General features: G+C 59.3%; 12 protein-coding genes and 8 tRNA genes. 1 reads left to right on the plus strand and 19 read right to left on the minus strand.

Annotated elements, in window-relative coordinates:
- Positions 1-53 precede the first annotated feature (53 nt).
- The 9 genes from GJV78_RS01155 to miaB form a co-directional block, all read right to left on the minus strand.
- The gene (locus GJV78_RS01155) at positions 54-779 is read right to left on the minus strand and encodes an amino acid ABC transporter ATP-binding protein (RefSeq protein ID WP_155106591.1); all 726 of its coding nucleotides are present in this window, start codon (positions 777-779) and stop codon (positions 54-56) included.
- Positions 779-1,453, minus strand: a complete 675-nt coding sequence (gltK, locus tag GJV78_RS01160) for a glutamate/aspartate ABC transporter permease GltK (RefSeq protein ID WP_155106592.1) — start codon at positions 1,451-1,453, stop codon at positions 779-781. Before gltK ends, GJV78_RS01155 begins: the two co-directional genes overlap by 1 nt.
- Positions 1,453-2,193, minus strand: coding sequence for an amino acid ABC transporter permease (locus tag GJV78_RS01165; RefSeq protein ID WP_155106593.1), 741 nt, complete (start codon positions 2,191-2,193; stop codon positions 1,453-1,455). The genes gltK and GJV78_RS01165 overlap by 1 nt, the downstream gene beginning before the upstream one ends.
- 218 nt (positions 2,194-2,411) lie before the next feature.
- Complete coding sequence (locus GJV78_RS01170) at positions 2,412-3,329, minus strand: amino acid ABC transporter substrate-binding protein (RefSeq protein ID WP_155106594.1); 918 nt, start codon at positions 3,327-3,329, stop codon at positions 2,412-2,414.
- 360 nt (positions 3,330-3,689) lie between these two features.
- Positions 3,690-5,243, minus strand: coding sequence for an apolipoprotein N-acyltransferase (gene lnt / locus GJV78_RS01175; protein ID WP_155106595.1), 1,554 nt, complete (start codon positions 5,241-5,243; stop codon positions 3,690-3,692).
- Positions 5,244-5,265: 22 nt separating this feature from the next.
- Positions 5,266-6,144 (minus strand): CNNM family magnesium/cobalt transport protein CorC, encoded by an 879-nt coding sequence (gene corC / locus GJV78_RS01180; RefSeq protein ID WP_155106596.1) that lies wholly within the window; start codon positions 6,142-6,144, stop codon positions 5,266-5,268.
- A 96-nt stretch (positions 6,145-6,240) separates the two neighbouring features.
- Positions 6,241-6,711, minus strand: coding sequence for an rRNA maturation RNase YbeY (ybeY, locus tag GJV78_RS01185; RefSeq protein ID WP_155106597.1), 471 nt, complete (start codon positions 6,709-6,711; stop codon positions 6,241-6,243).
- The gene (locus GJV78_RS01190) at positions 6,708-7,754 is read right to left on the minus strand and encodes a PhoH family protein (protein WP_155106598.1); all 1,047 of its coding nucleotides are present in this window, start codon (positions 7,752-7,754) and stop codon (positions 6,708-6,710) included. The genes ybeY and GJV78_RS01190 overlap by 4 nt, the downstream gene beginning before the upstream one ends.
- 216 nt (positions 7,755-7,970) lie before the next feature.
- Positions 7,971-9,395, minus strand: a complete 1,425-nt coding sequence (gene miaB / locus GJV78_RS01195; RefSeq protein WP_155106599.1) for a tRNA (N6-isopentenyl adenosine(37)-C2)-methylthiotransferase MiaB — start codon at positions 9,393-9,395, stop codon at positions 7,971-7,973.
- Positions 9,396-9,542: 147 nt separating this feature from the next.
- On the opposite strand from miaB, the gene ubiF reads away from it, so the two are divergent.
- Positions 9,543-10,718 carry a 3-demethoxyubiquinol 3-hydroxylase gene (ubiF, locus tag GJV78_RS01200; RefSeq protein ID WP_155106600.1) on the plus strand — a complete coding sequence of 392 codons (1,176 nt, stop codon included), beginning with the start codon at positions 9,543-9,545 and terminating at the stop codon, positions 10,716-10,718.
- Between the two features lie 7 nt (positions 10,719-10,725).
- Here ubiF and GJV78_RS01205 read toward each other — a convergent pair whose 3' ends face one another.
- The 10 genes from GJV78_RS01205 to asnB form a co-directional block, all read right to left on the minus strand.
- Positions 10,726-11,310 carry a hypothetical protein gene (locus tag GJV78_RS01205; RefSeq protein ID WP_155106601.1) on the minus strand — a complete coding sequence of 195 codons (585 nt, stop codon included), beginning with the start codon at positions 11,308-11,310 and terminating at the stop codon, positions 10,726-10,728.
- A 116-nt stretch (positions 11,311-11,426) separates the two neighbouring features.
- Positions 11,427-11,501 (minus strand) — tRNA-Gln (locus tag GJV78_RS01210).
- 101 nt (positions 11,502-11,602) lie between these two features.
- Positions 11,603-11,677: transfer RNA gene (locus GJV78_RS01215), tRNA-Gln, on the minus strand.
- 159 nt (positions 11,678-11,836) lie between these two features.
- A tRNA-Met gene (locus tag GJV78_RS01220) sits at positions 11,837-11,913 on the minus strand.
- A gap of 12 nt (positions 11,914-11,925) precedes the next feature.
- Positions 11,926-12,000 (minus strand) — tRNA-Gln (locus GJV78_RS01225).
- A gap of 35 nt (positions 12,001-12,035) precedes the next feature.
- Positions 12,036-12,110: transfer RNA gene (locus GJV78_RS01230), tRNA-Gln, on the minus strand.
- Positions 12,111-12,145: 35 nt separating this feature from the next.
- A tRNA-Gln gene (locus tag GJV78_RS01235) sits at positions 12,146-12,220 on the minus strand.
- Between the two features lie 35 nt (positions 12,221-12,255).
- Positions 12,256-12,340: transfer RNA gene (locus GJV78_RS01240), tRNA-Leu, on the minus strand.
- Positions 12,341-12,348: 8 nt separating this feature from the next.
- Positions 12,349-12,425 (minus strand) — tRNA-Met (locus GJV78_RS01245).
- Between the two features lie 218 nt (positions 12,426-12,643).
- Entirely contained in the window at positions 12,644-14,308 is a 1,665-nt protein-coding gene (asnB, locus tag GJV78_RS01250; RefSeq protein ID WP_155106602.1) for an asparagine synthase B, read from the minus strand.
- Positions 14,309-14,575 lie beyond the last annotated feature (267 nt).

Below are 14,575 nucleotides of genomic sequence, written 5' to 3' on the forward strand. Positions count from 1 at the left end.
TCGCCGCCTGTCGCCAGGGTTTGCGGCGCGCGATCGGACGCGCGCCGCGAGCGTTAGTGCAGGATCTTCGCGAGGAAGTCTTTCGCCCGACCGGACTGCGGGTTGGCGAAGAATGACTCCTTCGGTGAGTCTTCGATGATTTTGCCCTCATCCATAAAGATCACCCGGTTAGCCACTTTGCGGGCAAAGCCCATTTCGTGGGTCACCACCATCATGGTCATCCCCTCGTTGGCCAGCTCCACCATCACGTCCAGCACTTCGTTGATCATCTCGGGATCGAGGGCCGAGGTGGGTTCGTCAAACAGCATGGCGATGGGGTCCATACAGAGGGCGCGGGCGATGGCCACGCGCTGCTGCTGGCCGCCGGAGAGCTGTGCCGGAAACTTGTCGGCGTGGGCGGAGAGGCCCACGCGCTCCAGCAGCTTCAGCGCCTTGTCGCGGGCGGCGGCCTTGTCGCGTTTCAGTACCTTGACCTGGGCGAGGGTCAGGTTCTCCACAATCGACAGATGTGGAAACAGCTCAAAGTGCTGAAATACCATCCCGACCCGGGAGCGAAGTTTTGCCAGGTCGGTTTTTTTGTCGTTAACGACGATGCCGTCGACGGCGATCTCGCCCTGCTGCACCGGCTCCAGCCCGTTGATGGTCTTAATCAGCGTCGATTTACCGGAGCCGGAGGGGCCGCAGACCACCACCACTTCGCCTTTCTGCACGGTGGTGGAGCAGTCGGTCAGCACCTGAAAGTGGCCATACCATTTTGCAACATTTTTCAGGGTAATCATTATACGGTCCTTTTCTTTAACCAGCTGACCAGCAGCGATGCGCTCAGGCTGAAGACAAAATAGACGGCACCGGCGAACAGGATCATTTCAACCTGAGTGCCGTCGCGCTCGCCGATGGTGGTGGCGGTGCGGAAGAAGTCCGCCAGGCTAAGCACATAGACCAGCGAGGTGTCCTGGAACAGCACGATGCCCTGGGTGAGCAGCAGCGGCACCATCGCCCGGAACGCCTGCGGCAGGATAATTAGCCGCATCGACTGCCAGTGGGTCATCCCCAGCGCCAGGGCGGCGCTGGACTGCCCGCGGGAGATGCTCTGGATGCCGGCGCGGATAATCTCCGAATAGTAGGCCGCTTCAAACATCGCAAAGGCGACCATCGCCGAGATCAGCCGGATATCGGTTTTTGGCGACACGCCCAGCACGTTTTGCAGGAAGCCCGGCACGATCAGATAGAACCACAGCAGCACCATCACCAGCGGAATGGCGCGGAACACGTTGACGTAAGCTTTGGCAAACCAGGCGATGGGGGCAAAGCGGGAGAGGCGCATTACCGCAAGGATTGTGCCCCAGACGATGCCGACCACCACCGCCGTGGCGGTGATCTTCAGCGTGATGGTCAGCCCGGCCAGCAGATATGGCAGAGAGGGCGGGATAGAGCTCCAGTCGAAGTCGTACATCAGCGGCCTCCCATCGTGCCGGGCAGGCGGATCTTGCGTTCCACCAGGCTCATCACCAGCATGATAACGACGTTAATCAGCACATAGGCGAGGGTAATGGCGGTAAAGGACTCCCAGGCGTGAGCCGAGTAGTCCAGCAGCTTGCCCGCCTGGCCGGCCATATCGACCAGGCCGATGGTGGAGGCGATGGCCGAGTTTTTCACCAGATTCATCATCTCCGAGGTCATCGGCGGGACGATAACCCGGTAAGCGTTCGGCAGCAGGACGTAGCGGTAGGCCTGCGGCAGGGTCAGGCCCATCGCCAGCGCGGCGTTCTTCTGCCCCCGGGGCAGCGACTGGATGGCGGTTCGAACCTGCTCGCAGACGCGCGCGGCGGTAAACAGCCCCAGGCAAAGTATCGAGGAGAGAAAGAACTGCACGTTCGGGTCCAGCTCCGCCTTAAACCACATGCCGAGATTTTCCGGCAGCAGCTCCGGCACCACCAGATACCAGGCGAAGAACTGTACGATCAGCGGCACGTTGCGGAACAGCTCCACGTACAGCGTGCCGATGCCGGAAAGCGCGCGGCCGGGCACGGTGCGCAGGATGCCAAACAGAGAGCCGATTAGAAAAGCGATGAGCCAGGCGCAGAGGGATAAGGCAATGGTGACCTGAAAGCCGCTCCACAGCCAGCCGAGATAGGTGGTGTTGCCAAAGGGGGCCTGTTGTAAAAAGATCCCCCAGTTCCAGTCTATTGACATACATCTACTCCGAAAAAAAAGGGTAGCAGCGCTACCCCCAAAGATTGTTGCTCAGCCTGTTGCGCTTTTCAGGCCCGGCGGGGAACGACCGCCCGGCTTATAGTCTGTCCGTGCTGAACGACAATCGGGAGGGCAAGGTCAACCTGCCCTGTATTATTGTGTCAGGTAGTGCTCCTCAGCCGCTGATGCGCAGCCGGAAACGCGAACCTTTGGGGCGATCACTCCGTCGGGCTAAAGGCTTTATCATTCGGCGCTTTGAACAGGGCCTGCATCTCGTCGGAGAGCGCAAAGTTCAGGTTCAGGTTTTTCGGCGGAATAGGATTTTTGAACCACTTATCAAACCACTTTGCCGCTTCGCCGGAGGTTTGTACCTGGGCGATGGTGTCGTCCATCAGCTTTTTGAACTCAGGATCGTTCTTACGCAGCATACAGCCGTAGGCCTCTTCGGACTGCGGCTTGCCGACGATCTCCCAGCTTTCCGGCTTCTTCGCCTTGGCGCGCTCGCCGGCCAGCAGGGCGTCATCCATCATAAAGGCGACGGCGCGGCCGCTTTCCAGCGTGCGGAAGGAGTCACCGTGATCCTTGGCGCTGATGATGCGCATATTCATTTTTTGTTTTTCATTCAGCTTGTGCAGCAGAATTTCCGAGGTGGTGCCGGAGGTGACGACCACCGCCTTGTCTTTCAGATCGGCGAAGTCCTTAACGCCGCCCTCTTTTTTCGTCAGCAGGCGGGTGCCGACGATGAAAATGGTGTTGGAGAAGGCGGCCTGCTTCTGGCGCTCAAGGTTGTTGGTGGTGGAGCCGCACTCAAAGTCGAAGGTGCCGTTCTGCAGCAGCGGAATGCGGTTCTGGGAGGTAATCGGCATCAGCTTGACCTGCAGATCGGGCTTATTGAGCCTCTTCTTGACGGCCTCAACGATGGCGTTGGAGAAGTCCTGAGAATAGCCCACCACTTTTTGCTGGTTATCGTAGTAGGAAAATGGCACGGAGGATTCCCGATGGCCAACGACGATAACGCCGTTTTTGGCGATTTTCTCCAGGGTGCCGCCCGCGGCGGGTGCGGCGTCTTGCGCATGGGCCAGAGCGGTGGTCATTCCCACGATCAGCATTGCCGTGGCTGGTTTACATAATTGCATATCCAACTCCTTTTATCGTCTGCGCCATCGAAGCCTCAATATCCGTTGTAAGGAAGGATTATCTGCGGCTATCGGTCCACAGTTTCTGGTGTGTTTGTTAACATTGAGTGTGGCTTAATGTAAATATTTTGCTGCAATATTGTTTGTTTTTTGCGAAGTGCGCCGCACCGTTTTAAAGCAATCTGCCGCTGTTGCACCGTTTTAGTGCTGTCGGCGATCGCATTTGGTGCGCCCGGACGGCTCTGGCGGTCATCGCACGGTTTGCCATATAAAACAAAGCAATGGACGTGCCAGTTTGCATTGAAGGAGAAGGGAGCGGGCCGGACGGCGGGGGAGGAAAATGCCGTCCGGTATCTGAGGTTACAGGGAGGCGTCCCGACGGCGTCGCTGACGCAGGCTTGCAAGTACCGCGATAAAGCCGAACAGCGCGGTGAGGGCCCACAGCGGCCAGCCGCCGAGGCGGGCGTACGGCGTCAGCCCGGCGGTGGGCGTAACGCTGGCGGTCAGCACGTCGCGGGTGAACTGTGGCAGCATCGCCTGGATCTCGCCCTGCGGGCCAATTACCGCCGTAATGCCGTTGTTGGTGCTGCGCAGCAGCGGCCGCGCCAGCTCCAGCGAACGCATTCTCGCCATCTGGAAGTGCTGCCACGGCCCGATGGATTTACCAAACCAGGCGTCGTTGGAGAGAGTCAGCAGGTAGTCGGTATCCGGACGGAAGTTATCCCGCACCTGTTCACCGAGAATAATTTCGTAGCAGATGGCCGCCGTCAGCTTAAGGCCCTGGGCGCGCAGCTGCGGCTGCACGTACGGCCCACGGCTGAACGAGGACATCGGCAGATCGAAGAATGGCGCGAGCGGGCGCAGGATTGACCCCAGCGGGACAAATTCGCCAAACGGCACCAGATGGTTTTTATTGTAGCGGTTGCTGGAGTCGTAGCGGTACGGACTGGTTTTGCCCAGGGTAATGATGGTATTCCAGGTATCGTAGCGATTCTGCGCATTCAGGCGCGCATCGACGATGCCGGTGATCAGGGTGCTGCCTTGCTTTTGTAGCAGATCGTCCATCATGCCGAGGAAGCGCTGCTGGTTGGCTTCCAGATCCGGAATCGCCGACTCCGGCCAGATAATCAGCTGCGACTGGCCCATAAGCGGCCGGGTGGCGTTGAGGTAGATTTTCAGCGTGTTAATCAGCTGGCCTTCGTCCCACTTCAGCGACTGCGGAATATTGCCCTGCACCATTGACACCCGGGTGGTTTTCTCCGGCAGCGGCGTATACCACTGAACAACGCGCAGCGGGAAGGGCAGGGCCAGCAGCAGCGCCGCCGCCAGCAGCGGACGCCAGCTGCGGGTCGCCAGCGCCAGGGCCAGCAGGCCGCTGCTCATCATCAGCAGGAAGGTGATCGCCTGCACCCCCATCACCGGTGCCAGCCCTTTCAGCGGGCCGTCGATCTGGCTGTAACCAAACTGCAGCCACGGGAAGCCGGTCAGTACCCAGCCGCGCAGGAACTCGGTGATTTGCCAGACCACCGGCGCGGCGACGGCCACCCGCAGCCAGCTGGTTTTTGGCCACAGGCGCGCAAGGAGACCGGCGAACAGGCCGGTATAGAGCGAAAGATAAGCGGCGAGCAGCGCCACCAGCAGCACGTTTACCGGGCCTGGCATACCGCCGAACTGCGCGATGCTGACGTAGACCCAGTTGACGCCGGTGCCGAACAGCCCCAGCCCCCAGACGTAGCCGATGGCGGCGGACTGCCGCGGACGGCGATTGAAGGTCAACCCCTGCAGGCCCGCCAGCGAAATAATCGCCGCAGGCCAGAAGTCGTAGGGGGAGAAGGCCAGCGTGCCGCAGGCACCGAATAATAACGCCAGCAGCAGGCGAATGCACTGGCGTTCAGGTAAAGGGGCAAATGCCATTTAGTTTTTCATCCAGTCGGTGTTATTCGTTCAGCGTGGGCTGTGGGGAGTCGTCCGGAATTCTGACGTGAACCTGAATAATGCGGCGGCTGTCGGCCATCGCCACCTTAAACTGGTAGCCGTCGATGTCGATGGTTTCACCGCGGGCCGGCAGGTGGCCAAACGCCTGCATCACCAGCCCGCCGATGGTGTCCACCTCTTCATCGCTGAAGCCAGTGCCGAAGGCCTCGTTGAAGTCCTCAATCGGAGCCAGCGCCCGGACGGTCCAGGTGTGGCGGCTGAGCTGGCGGAAGTCGATGTCATCCTCTTCGTCGTACTCATCTTCGATTTCGCCGACGATAAGCTCCAGGATATCCTCGATAGTCACCAGCCCGGAAACGCCGCCGAACTCGTCGATAACAATTGCCATGTGGTAACGCTGGGAGCGGAACTCCTTGAGCATACGGTCAACGCGCTTGCTCTCCGGAACCACGACGGCCGGTCGTAACACTTTTTCCATGCTGAAGGCTTCGGCGTCGCTGCGCATAAACGGCAGCAGATCCTTGGCCATCAGAATCCCTTCAATGTGATCCTTATCTTCGCTAATCACCGGAAAGCGCGAGTGGGCGGACTCAATGATGACGTCGAGGCACTCGTCCAGGGACTGATTGCGTTTCAGGGTAATCATCTGGGAGCGGGGGATCATGATGTCGCGAACGCGCTGGTCGGCGATGTCCATCACCCCTTCAAGCATATCGCGCGTATCTTCATCGATAAGCTCGTTCTGCCCGGAATCACGGATCAGCGCCAGCAGTTCCTCACGGTTTTTCGGCTCCCCGTGGAAAAGCTGGCTCAGTAACAGGGAGAAAAATCCCTTCTTGTTGCCTGGTGTGTCACTACTGTGTGAATTGTCGTCGCTCATGGCGTCGTGTGGGTTCTCATGTTAGTTAAACGGTGCCGGCGCGCGAAAACTCAGCGCCCGACATTACGGCAGCCGCAGGGCGGAAAGCCCGGCAGCTTACTCCTTCTCGGCAATGTACGGGTCCTCGTAGCCCAGGGCAAGCATAATCTCGGTTTCGAGGGACTCCATCTCTTCCGCTTCATCATCTTCAATATGGTCGTAGCCCAGCAGATGCAGGCTGCCGTGCACCACCATATGCGCCCAGTGGGCCTCCGGCGGCTTGCCCTGCTCGTGGGCCTCCCGCTCCACCACCTGGCGGCAGATGACCAGATCGCCCAGCAGCGGCATCTCCTCTATGCCCGGCGGCGCTTCGAACGGGAAGGAGAGCACGTTGGTGGACTTGTCTTTCCCGCGCCAGGTGAGGTTAAGCTCGTGGCTTTCGGCCTCGTCCACCAGGCGGATCGTCACCTCCGCCTCCGCCTGAAACGGCAGGATGGCCGCATCCAGCCACGCCTGGAGCTGGCTCTCCGCCGGCAGGCCGCTGCTGTCTTCACAGGCCAGCTGTAAATCGAGAATCACCTGACTCATTTCTGCTCCTGCTCCTGGGCTTCGCGCTTGCGTTCCGCCGCCAGTGCCGCCTTCCGTTTCTGCTCCGCCTCTTCCCACGCCTCATAGGCGTTAACGATGCGGGCAACCACCGGGTGGCGCACTACGTCCTCGCTGTGGAAGAAGTTAAAGCTGATTTCATCCACCTCCGACAGCACCTCAATGGCGTGGCGCAGGCCGGATTTGGTGCTGCGCGGCAGGTCGATCTGGGTGACGTCGCCGGTGATCACCGCCTTCGAGTTAAAGCCGATGCGCGTCAGGAACATTTTCATCTGCTCGATGGTGGTGTTCTGGCTCTCGTCGAGAATAATAAAGGCGTCGTTCAGCGTCCGGCCGCGCATATAGGCCAGCGGCGCAACCTCAATCACGTTGCGCTCAATCAGCTTTTCCACTTTCTCGAAGCCGAGCATTTCAAACAGGGCGTCGTACAGCGGGCGCAGATAAGGGTCCACCTTCTGGCTCAGATCGCCCGGCAGAAAGCCGAGCTTTTCGCCCGCCTCGACCGCCGGACGGGTCAGCAGAATGCGGCGAATCTCCTGGCGCTCAAGGGCGTCGACCGCCGCGGCCACCGCCAGATAGGTCTTCCCGGTGCCCGCCGGGCCGATCCCGAAGGTGATATCGTGATCGAGAATATTGGCGATGTACTGCGCCTGGTTCGGCGTGCGCGGCTTAATCACCCCGCGCTTAGTTTTGATATTCACCGCCTTGCCGTATTCCGGCACGCTCTCCGCGCTCTGCTCAAGCACGCGCGCTTCCTTAATCGCGAGGTGGATCTGCTCCGGTTCGATATCCTGGGTCTGGCCGCGCAGGGGGGCGGTATCCACATACAGACTGCGCAGAATATCCGCCGCGGCGGTGACGCAAAGCGGGCGGCCGGTCAGCTTAAAGTGATTGTCACGGCGGCCGATCTCGATGCCGAGACGGCGCTCCAGCTGCTTGATGTTGTCATCAAACGGGCCGCAAAGGCTCAGCAGACGGGCGTTGTCGGCGGGTTCGAGGGTGATTTCACGAGTATCTATGTTCAAACTGTTCCTCTGTATGCATAGGTTGCCGGAAGCGAACGTTCGCCGGCTGCCAGGGAAATTATTCACGCCATGGGATAAAGGCGCAAGCATTGCAAAGATGATGGGGACGAAGAGGGGAATTACAAGGCCCGCCCCTTTTCCTTCGGGGATGAAGGGGCGGCGGCAGAGCGTAAAGCGCCCGCCCTGGTCTCGCCGCAGGGGGAGGGCGCTGTCGGGTCAGGGCTGCCAGAAACCGACGCCCAGATCGTTCTCTTTACGGGTGCGGGCGATGACCGACTCCGGCGTCTCCGCCACCCGCAGGCCCATCTCCTCTTCCGTGCGCACGACCCTGCCGCGCAGGGAGTTGGGATAGACGTCGACGATCTCCACATCGACAAATTTACCGATCATTGACGGTTCGCCCTCGAAGTTCACCACGCGGTTGTTCTCGGTGCGCCCCGACAGCTCCATGATGTTCTTACGCGAAGTTCCTTCCACCAGAATACGCTGCACGGTGCCGAGCATCCGGCGACTCCAGGCCATCGCCTGCTGGTTGATCCGCTGCTGAAGAAGCTGCAGGCGCTGCTTTTTCTCCTCTTCCGGCACGTCGTCAACCATATCGGCCGCCGGGGTGCCCGGACGCGCGGAGAAAATAAAGCTATAGCTCATATCGAAGTTGACGTCGGCAATCAGCTTCATGGTCTGCTCAAAGTCCTGGTCGGTTTCGCCGGGGAAGCCAACGATAAAGTCGGAGCTTATCTGAATGTCCGGGCGCGCCGCGCGTAGCCTGCGGATAATCGACTTATACTCCAGCGCCGTATGGGTGCGGCCCATCAGGTTAAGCACCCGGTCCGAGCCGCTCTGTACCGGCAGGTGCAGGAAGCTCACCAGCTCCGGCGTATCGCGATACACCTCGATAATCTCGTCGGTGAACTCGATGGGATGGCTGGTGGTGAAGCGAATGCGGTCAATGCCGTCAATGGCTGCCACCAGGCGCAGCAGATCGGCGAAAGAGCCGGTGGTGCCGTCGTAGTTCTCACCGCGCCAGGCGTTAACGTTCTGGCCGAGCAGGTTCACTTCGCGTACGCCCTGGGCGGCGAGCTGGGCGATTTCAAACAGGATGTCGTCAGACGGCCGGCTGACCTCCTCGCCGCGGGTGTAGGGCACCACGCAGTAGGTGCAGTACTTGTTGCAGCCTTCCATGATGGAGACGAAGGCGGTGGGGCCTTCCGCGCGTGGCTCCGGCAGACGGTCGAATTTTTCGATCTCCGGGAAGCTGATGTCCACCACCGGGCTGCGGTTGCCGCGTACGGAGTTGATCATCTCCGGCAGGCGGTGCAGCGTCTGCGGGCCAAAGATAATGTCGACATAGTGGGCGCGTTGGCGAATATGATCGCCTTCCTGCGAGGCCACGCAGCCGCCGACGCCGATAATCAGGTCAGGGTTCTTCTCTTTTAACAGCCGCCAGCGTCCCAGCTGATGGAAGACTTTCTCCTGCGCTTTCTCGCGAATAGAGCAGGTATTCAGCAGTAGCACGTCCGCTTCTTCCGCCACGTCGGTCAACTGATAGCCGTGGGTGGCATCCAGCAGATCGGCCATCTTCGATGAATCGTACTCGTTCATCTGACAGCCCCAGGTTTTAATATGGAGTTTTTTGGTCATCGACTTGCTCTTGCGAAATAGTGGCCGGGAATGCAGGGCGCATAGTGTAATGCTTTGCCGCCCTGGTGACCAGCGTGACGCATCACGCTGCGACAGCGCGCGGAAATCCTGTAAACTGAGATGATACACCTGACAGGATGAGTGGCCATGACACAGCAATCAACGGAAGTCGCCATTGTTGGCGGCGGAATGGTCGGCGGCGCGCTGGCGCTGGGGCTGGCGCAGCGCGGTTTTACGGTAACCGTTATCGACAGGAGCGAACCGGGGCCGTTTACCCCCGACGCGCCGCCTGACGTGCGGATTTCGGCGGTCAGCGCGGCCTCCGTGGCGCTGCTGCAGGGGCTGGGCGTCTGGGGAGCGGTGCAGGGGATGCGCTGCCATCCGTACCGGCGGCTGGAGACCTGGGAGTGGGAGAGCGCCCGCGTGGCCTTCGACGCCGCCGAGCTAACGCTGCCGCAGCTTGGCTATATGGTGGAGAACACCGTCCTGCAGCAGGCAATCTGGCAGGCGCTGGCGGCGCATCCTGCGGTGACGCTGCGCGTTCCCGCGTCGCTGGCCGCCCTGCATCGTCACTCCGACGGCTACGCGCTGGCGCTGGATAACGGCGAACGGATCGCGGCGCGGCTGGTTATCGGAGCCGACGGGGCCAATTCCCAGGTGCGGCAGATGGCCGGGATCGGCATTCATGCCTGGCACTATGCCCAGTCCTGTATGTTAATCACCGTGCGCTGCGAGGCATCGCCGGGCGACGCCACGTGGCAGCAGTTTACCCCCGCCGGGCCGCGGGCGTTCCTGCCGCTGTTTGACGACTGGGCGTCGCTGGTCTGGTACGATGCGCCGGCGCGGATTCGCCAGCTGCAGGGGATGAATATGGCGCAGCTGCAAAAGGAAATCAGCCAATGCTTTCCGGCGCGGCTGGGCGCGGTAACGCCGGTGGCCGCGGGCGCTTTTCCGCTCACCCGTCGCCATGCCCTGCAGTACGTGCAGCCGGGGCTGGCGCTGGTGGGCGATGCCGCGCATACCATCCATCCGCTGGCGGGGCAGGGGGTGAACCTGGGCTACCGGGACGTCGATGCGCTGCTTGAGGTGCTGGCGAATGCCCGCGCGCACGACGAGGCGTGGGCCAGCCGGTCGGTGCTGATGCGATATCAAACGCGGCGCATGATGGATAACTTCATGATGCAAAGCGGAATGGATCTCTTCTACGCCGGGTTCAGCAACTCTCTTCCGCCGCTGCGTCTGATGCGCAATCTCGGGCTGATGGCGGCGGCGCGGGCGGGCGTGCTGAAGCGCCGGGCGCTGAAGTATGCGCTGGGGCTGTAGCGTCCGGCTATACCAGCCGCGAAAACAGTGTTTCCCTGCGGGTGCCTTTGGTTATCACTCCCTGATACCAGACGCTTCCGCTGTCGGTCGTCAGGGTTTCGCTCTGCCACTTCCCGGTCACGATAAGCGACGCGGTGAAGGCGCTTCTCCCCAGCGCACAGAGCAGAAATAGCAGTACCAACAGCGCAAGCGCTATCGAAAGCGGCTCTTTTTCCAGCGCAAAGCACTCGTAAATATGAATGGCGATACAGGTCAGCTGCAGGCTTATTTTGCCGGCGAAGCCGCGAATGAAAAACTGCTGAATGCGGTCCGTAGAATAAAAGCAGGGGTTTTTAAGCATCGCCCGCTGCTCCGGAGCCGGTAAACCATAAACATAGGTCATCCACCAGACATTTTCGCTGAGCGTCAGCGCGGTGCCCGTTTCATTCAGCCGGTGCAGATGCATAGAGAGGCCGATGGGAAGGACCAGGACGAGCAGGATGAAATAGACCACCGGCGCTGAGAGACCAAAAAAGGTGAGGCCAATGGCGCTGAGAAAAAAGAGCAATGTGGACAGGTGGCTAAAAAAGAGCGGCAAAATCTGATAGTTCATCGCAAAATCCTTTTGTTATGAAGCGGATAATGTAACATCAGATTGAGAGAGGATACAGCGCGGGGCCCTCTGGCGGCGCGGATAAGCAAAAAGCTCGCCGAAGCGAGCTTTTTAATTGGCTGGGGTACGAGGATTCGAACCTCGGAATGCCGGAATCAGAATCCGGTGCCTTACCGCTTGGCGATACCCCAATTGTCTTATGTTGGTTAATCTGTGCCAGAATCAGCCCGGTGGCTTACAGCCTGGCGATACCCAACTATCCTCAGCGTGCGCTGCCGAACGCTTTTAAAAGTGGCTGGGGTACGAGGATTCGAACCTCGGAATGCCGGAATCAGAATCCGGTGCCTTACCGCTTGGCGATACCCCAATTAATTCTCTGTTGGTATGCTGTGCCAGAATCAGCCCGGTGGCTTACAGCCTGGCGATACCCCAATTAATTCTCTGTTGGTATGCTGTGCCAGAAATCTGGCGATACCCTGATTAATTGCTTTCCAACCTGCCGTAATCAAACGGCACGCTATCAATATGGTGGCTACGACGGGATTCGAACCTGTGACCCCATCATTATGAGTGATGTGCTCTAACCAACTGAGCTACGTAGCCTTTTTTCTTCGGTGGCTGGGGTACCTGGATTCGAACCAGGGAATGCCGGTATCAAAAACCGGTGCCTTACCGCTTGGCGATACCCCAATGACCGTCGCGGCAGCCCGCAAACCCGAAGATTATGGCTGGGGTACCTGGATTCGAACCAGGGAATGCCGGTATCAAAAACCGGTGCCTTACCGCTTGGCGATACCCCAATGACCGTCGCGGCAGCCCGCAAACCCGAAGATTATGGCTGGGGTACCTGGATTCGAACCAGGGAATGCCGGTATCAAAAACCGGTGCCTTACCGCTTGGCGATACCCCAACAACACTGTTCTTATTGCAACGCATACGGGTGAATGGTGCGGGAGGCGAGACTTGAACTCGCACACCTTGCGGCGCCAGAACCTAAATCTGGTGCGTCTACCAATTTCGCCACTCCCGCAAAAAAGATGGTGGCTACGACGGGATTCGAACCTGTGACCCCATCATTATGAGTGATGTGCTCTAACCAACTGAGCTACGTAGCCCTCTTTTTTCGCGCGTTACCTTATCGGCGTTGCGGGGCGCATTATGCGTATTGAACCCTGAAGCGTCAACCTCTTTTTCATCGAAAAACGCCGGAATACGACCGTTTGCTCAGGTTGCGAACAGCGTGGCGCAATTATCGGCAATTATCGATTATTGATCGCTTTCGGCGGGGAATTTCGCTCAAAAAAGTGCCCGGCAGGGCACTTTTTACGGCGCATTACCGATAGGCGGATTGATGTACGCCGACCGCGCGTCCGGAAGGATCGTTCATGGTTTTAAACGCCTCGTCCCACTCAATGGCTTTAGCGGAAGAGCAGGCGACGGACGGGCCGCCCGGCACGCACTCGGCGGCGTCCGATACCGGGAACAGCGACTCAAAAATCTCCCGGTACAGATAGGCCTCTTTCGATCCGGGCGTGTTATATGGGAAGCGGAACGCCGCCGTGGCCAGCTGCTGGTCGGAAATTTGCTCTGCCGCCACCGCTTTCAGGGTGTCAATCCAGCTGTAGCCGACGCCGTCGGAGAACTGCTCTTTCTGACGCCAGGCGACGCTTGCCGGCAGATAAGACTCAAAACATTCGCGCAGTATATGCTTTTCCATTTTGCCGTTACCGCACAGCTTATCCTGTGGGTTGATGCGCATCGCCACATCAAGGAACGCTTTGTCGAGGAACGGCACCCGGGCTTCCACTCCCCAGGCGGACACCGCTTTATTGGCGCGCGCGCAGTCGAACATGTGCAGCGCCTGCAGCTTGCGCACGGTCTCGTCATGTAGCTCTCTGGCGTTGGGGGCCTTATGAAAGTAGAGATAGCCGCCAAACACCTCGTCGGAGCCCTCTCCCGACAGCACCATTTTAATGCCCATCGCCTTGATTTTACGTGACATCAGGTACATCGGCGTGGAGGCGCGGATGGTGGTCACGTCATAAGTTTCGATGTGCCAGATAACGTCGCGAATCGCATCCAGCCCCTCCTGTACGGTGAAGTGGATCTCGTGGTGCACGGTGCCCAGATGGTCGGCCACCTCCCTGGCGGCCTGCAGATCCGGCGAGCCTTCAAGGCCAACGGCAAAGGAGTGCAGCTGCGGCCACCAGGCCTCTGAGCGATCCTGATCCTCCACCCGGCGGGCGGCGAACTTCCTGGCGATAGCGGAAATGATCGACGAGTCCAGGCCGCCGGAGAGCAGCACGCCGTAAGGCACGTCGGACATCAGGTGGCTCTTCACGGCATCTTCCAGCGCCTGACGCAGTTCCGCTTTATCCGTTACGTTCTCTTTTACCGCATCATAGTCGAACCAGTCGCGCTGATAGTAGCGGCGGATTTCGCCCTCCTTGCTCCACAGGTAGCTGCCCGCCGGAAACTCTTTAATCGTGCGGCAGACCGGCGTCAGCGCCTTCATTTCCGAGGCGACGTAGAAGTTACCATGCTCGTCATAGCCCATGTAGAGCGGAATGATGCCGAGGTGGTCGCGGCCGATCAGGTAAGCATCCTGCTCGCTGTCGTAGAGCGCAAAGGCGAACATGCCCTGCAGCTCGTCGAGAAATGCCGGCCCTTTTTCCTGATAGAGGGCGAGAATCGCCTCGCAGTCGGAGCCGGTCTGGAAGCGGAAGCGATCGCCATACTCGTCGCGCAGCGCCCGGTGGTTATAGATCTCGCCGTTGACGGCCAGCACGTGGGTTCTTTTTTCGTTATACAGCGGCTGGGCACCTGCGTTGATGTCGACGATCGACAGGCGCTCATGGGCCAGAATTGCCCTGTCGCAGGCGAAAATGCCGGACCAGTCCGGGCCGCGATGGCGCATCAGGCGCGACAGCTCCAGCGCTTTTTTACGCAGTTCGCCCGCGTCCGTTTTGATATCAAATACGCCAAAAATAGAGCACATAGCCTTCTCCGTTAACCCGTTGCGTGTTTATCTGCCTTAGAAAATGACGTAAAGCCACAGAGGAGGCAAGCGGTTTGCCGGTTCATAAGGAAAAAACGCAATGAACATTGCGGCATGTTGAAAAACACCAGGTAAAATGGCTGGTAAATTAGCGATTATTTAATTAATTGGCCGATTTATTAAATGAAGAATTGGGCGGGTTATCGTGAAATCCGCCCTGACGCAGAGCGTTATGGGTTCTGCTTTGGGGCATCCGGCAGCGCTTTC

Origin of the sequence: Intestinirhabdus alba (assembly GCF_009711095.1) — a bacterium.
In the GTDB taxonomy this organism is placed as follows: Bacteria; Pseudomonadota; Gammaproteobacteria; order Enterobacterales; family Enterobacteriaceae; genus Intestinirhabdus; species Intestinirhabdus alba.

Bases quoted from the DNA above. Each gene is read 5' to 3' on its own strand.
- asnB (WP_155106602.1), bottom strand. From the start codon at position 14,308: ATGTGCTCTATTTTTGGCGTATTTGATATCAAAACGGACGCGGGCGAA.
- miaB (WP_155106599.1), bottom strand. From the start codon at position 9,395: ATGACCAAAAAACTCCATATTAAAACCTGGGGCTGTCAGATGAACGAG.
- gltK (WP_155106592.1), bottom strand. From the start codon at position 1,453: ATGTACGACTTCGACTGGAGCTCTATCCCGCCCTCTCTGCCATATCTG.
- corC (WP_155106596.1), bottom strand. From the start codon at position 6,144: ATGAGCGACGACAATTCACACAGTAGTGACACACCAGGCAACAAGAAG.
- ubiF (WP_155106600.1), top strand. From the start codon at position 9,543: ATGACACAGCAATCAACGGAAGTCGCCATTGTTGGCGGCGGAATGGTC.
- lnt (WP_155106595.1), bottom strand. From the start codon at position 5,243: ATGGCATTTGCCCCTTTACCTGAACGCCAGTGCATTCGCCTGCTGCTG.
- GJV78_RS01205 (WP_155106601.1), bottom strand. From the start codon at position 11,310: ATGAACTATCAGATTTTGCCGCTCTTTTTTAGCCACCTGTCCACATTG.
- GJV78_RS01170 (WP_155106594.1), bottom strand. From the start codon at position 3,329: ATGCAATTATGTAAACCAGCCACGGCAATGCTGATCGTGGGAATGACC.
- GJV78_RS01155 (WP_155106591.1), bottom strand. From the start codon at position 779: ATGATTACCCTGAAAAATGTTGCAAAATGGTATGGCCACTTTCAGGTG.
- GJV78_RS01165 (WP_155106593.1), bottom strand. From the start codon at position 2,193: ATGTCAATAGACTGGAACTGGGGGATCTTTTTACAACAGGCCCCCTTT.
- ybeY (WP_155106597.1), bottom strand. From the start codon at position 6,711: ATGAGTCAGGTGATTCTCGATTTACAGCTGGCCTGTGAAGACAGCAGC.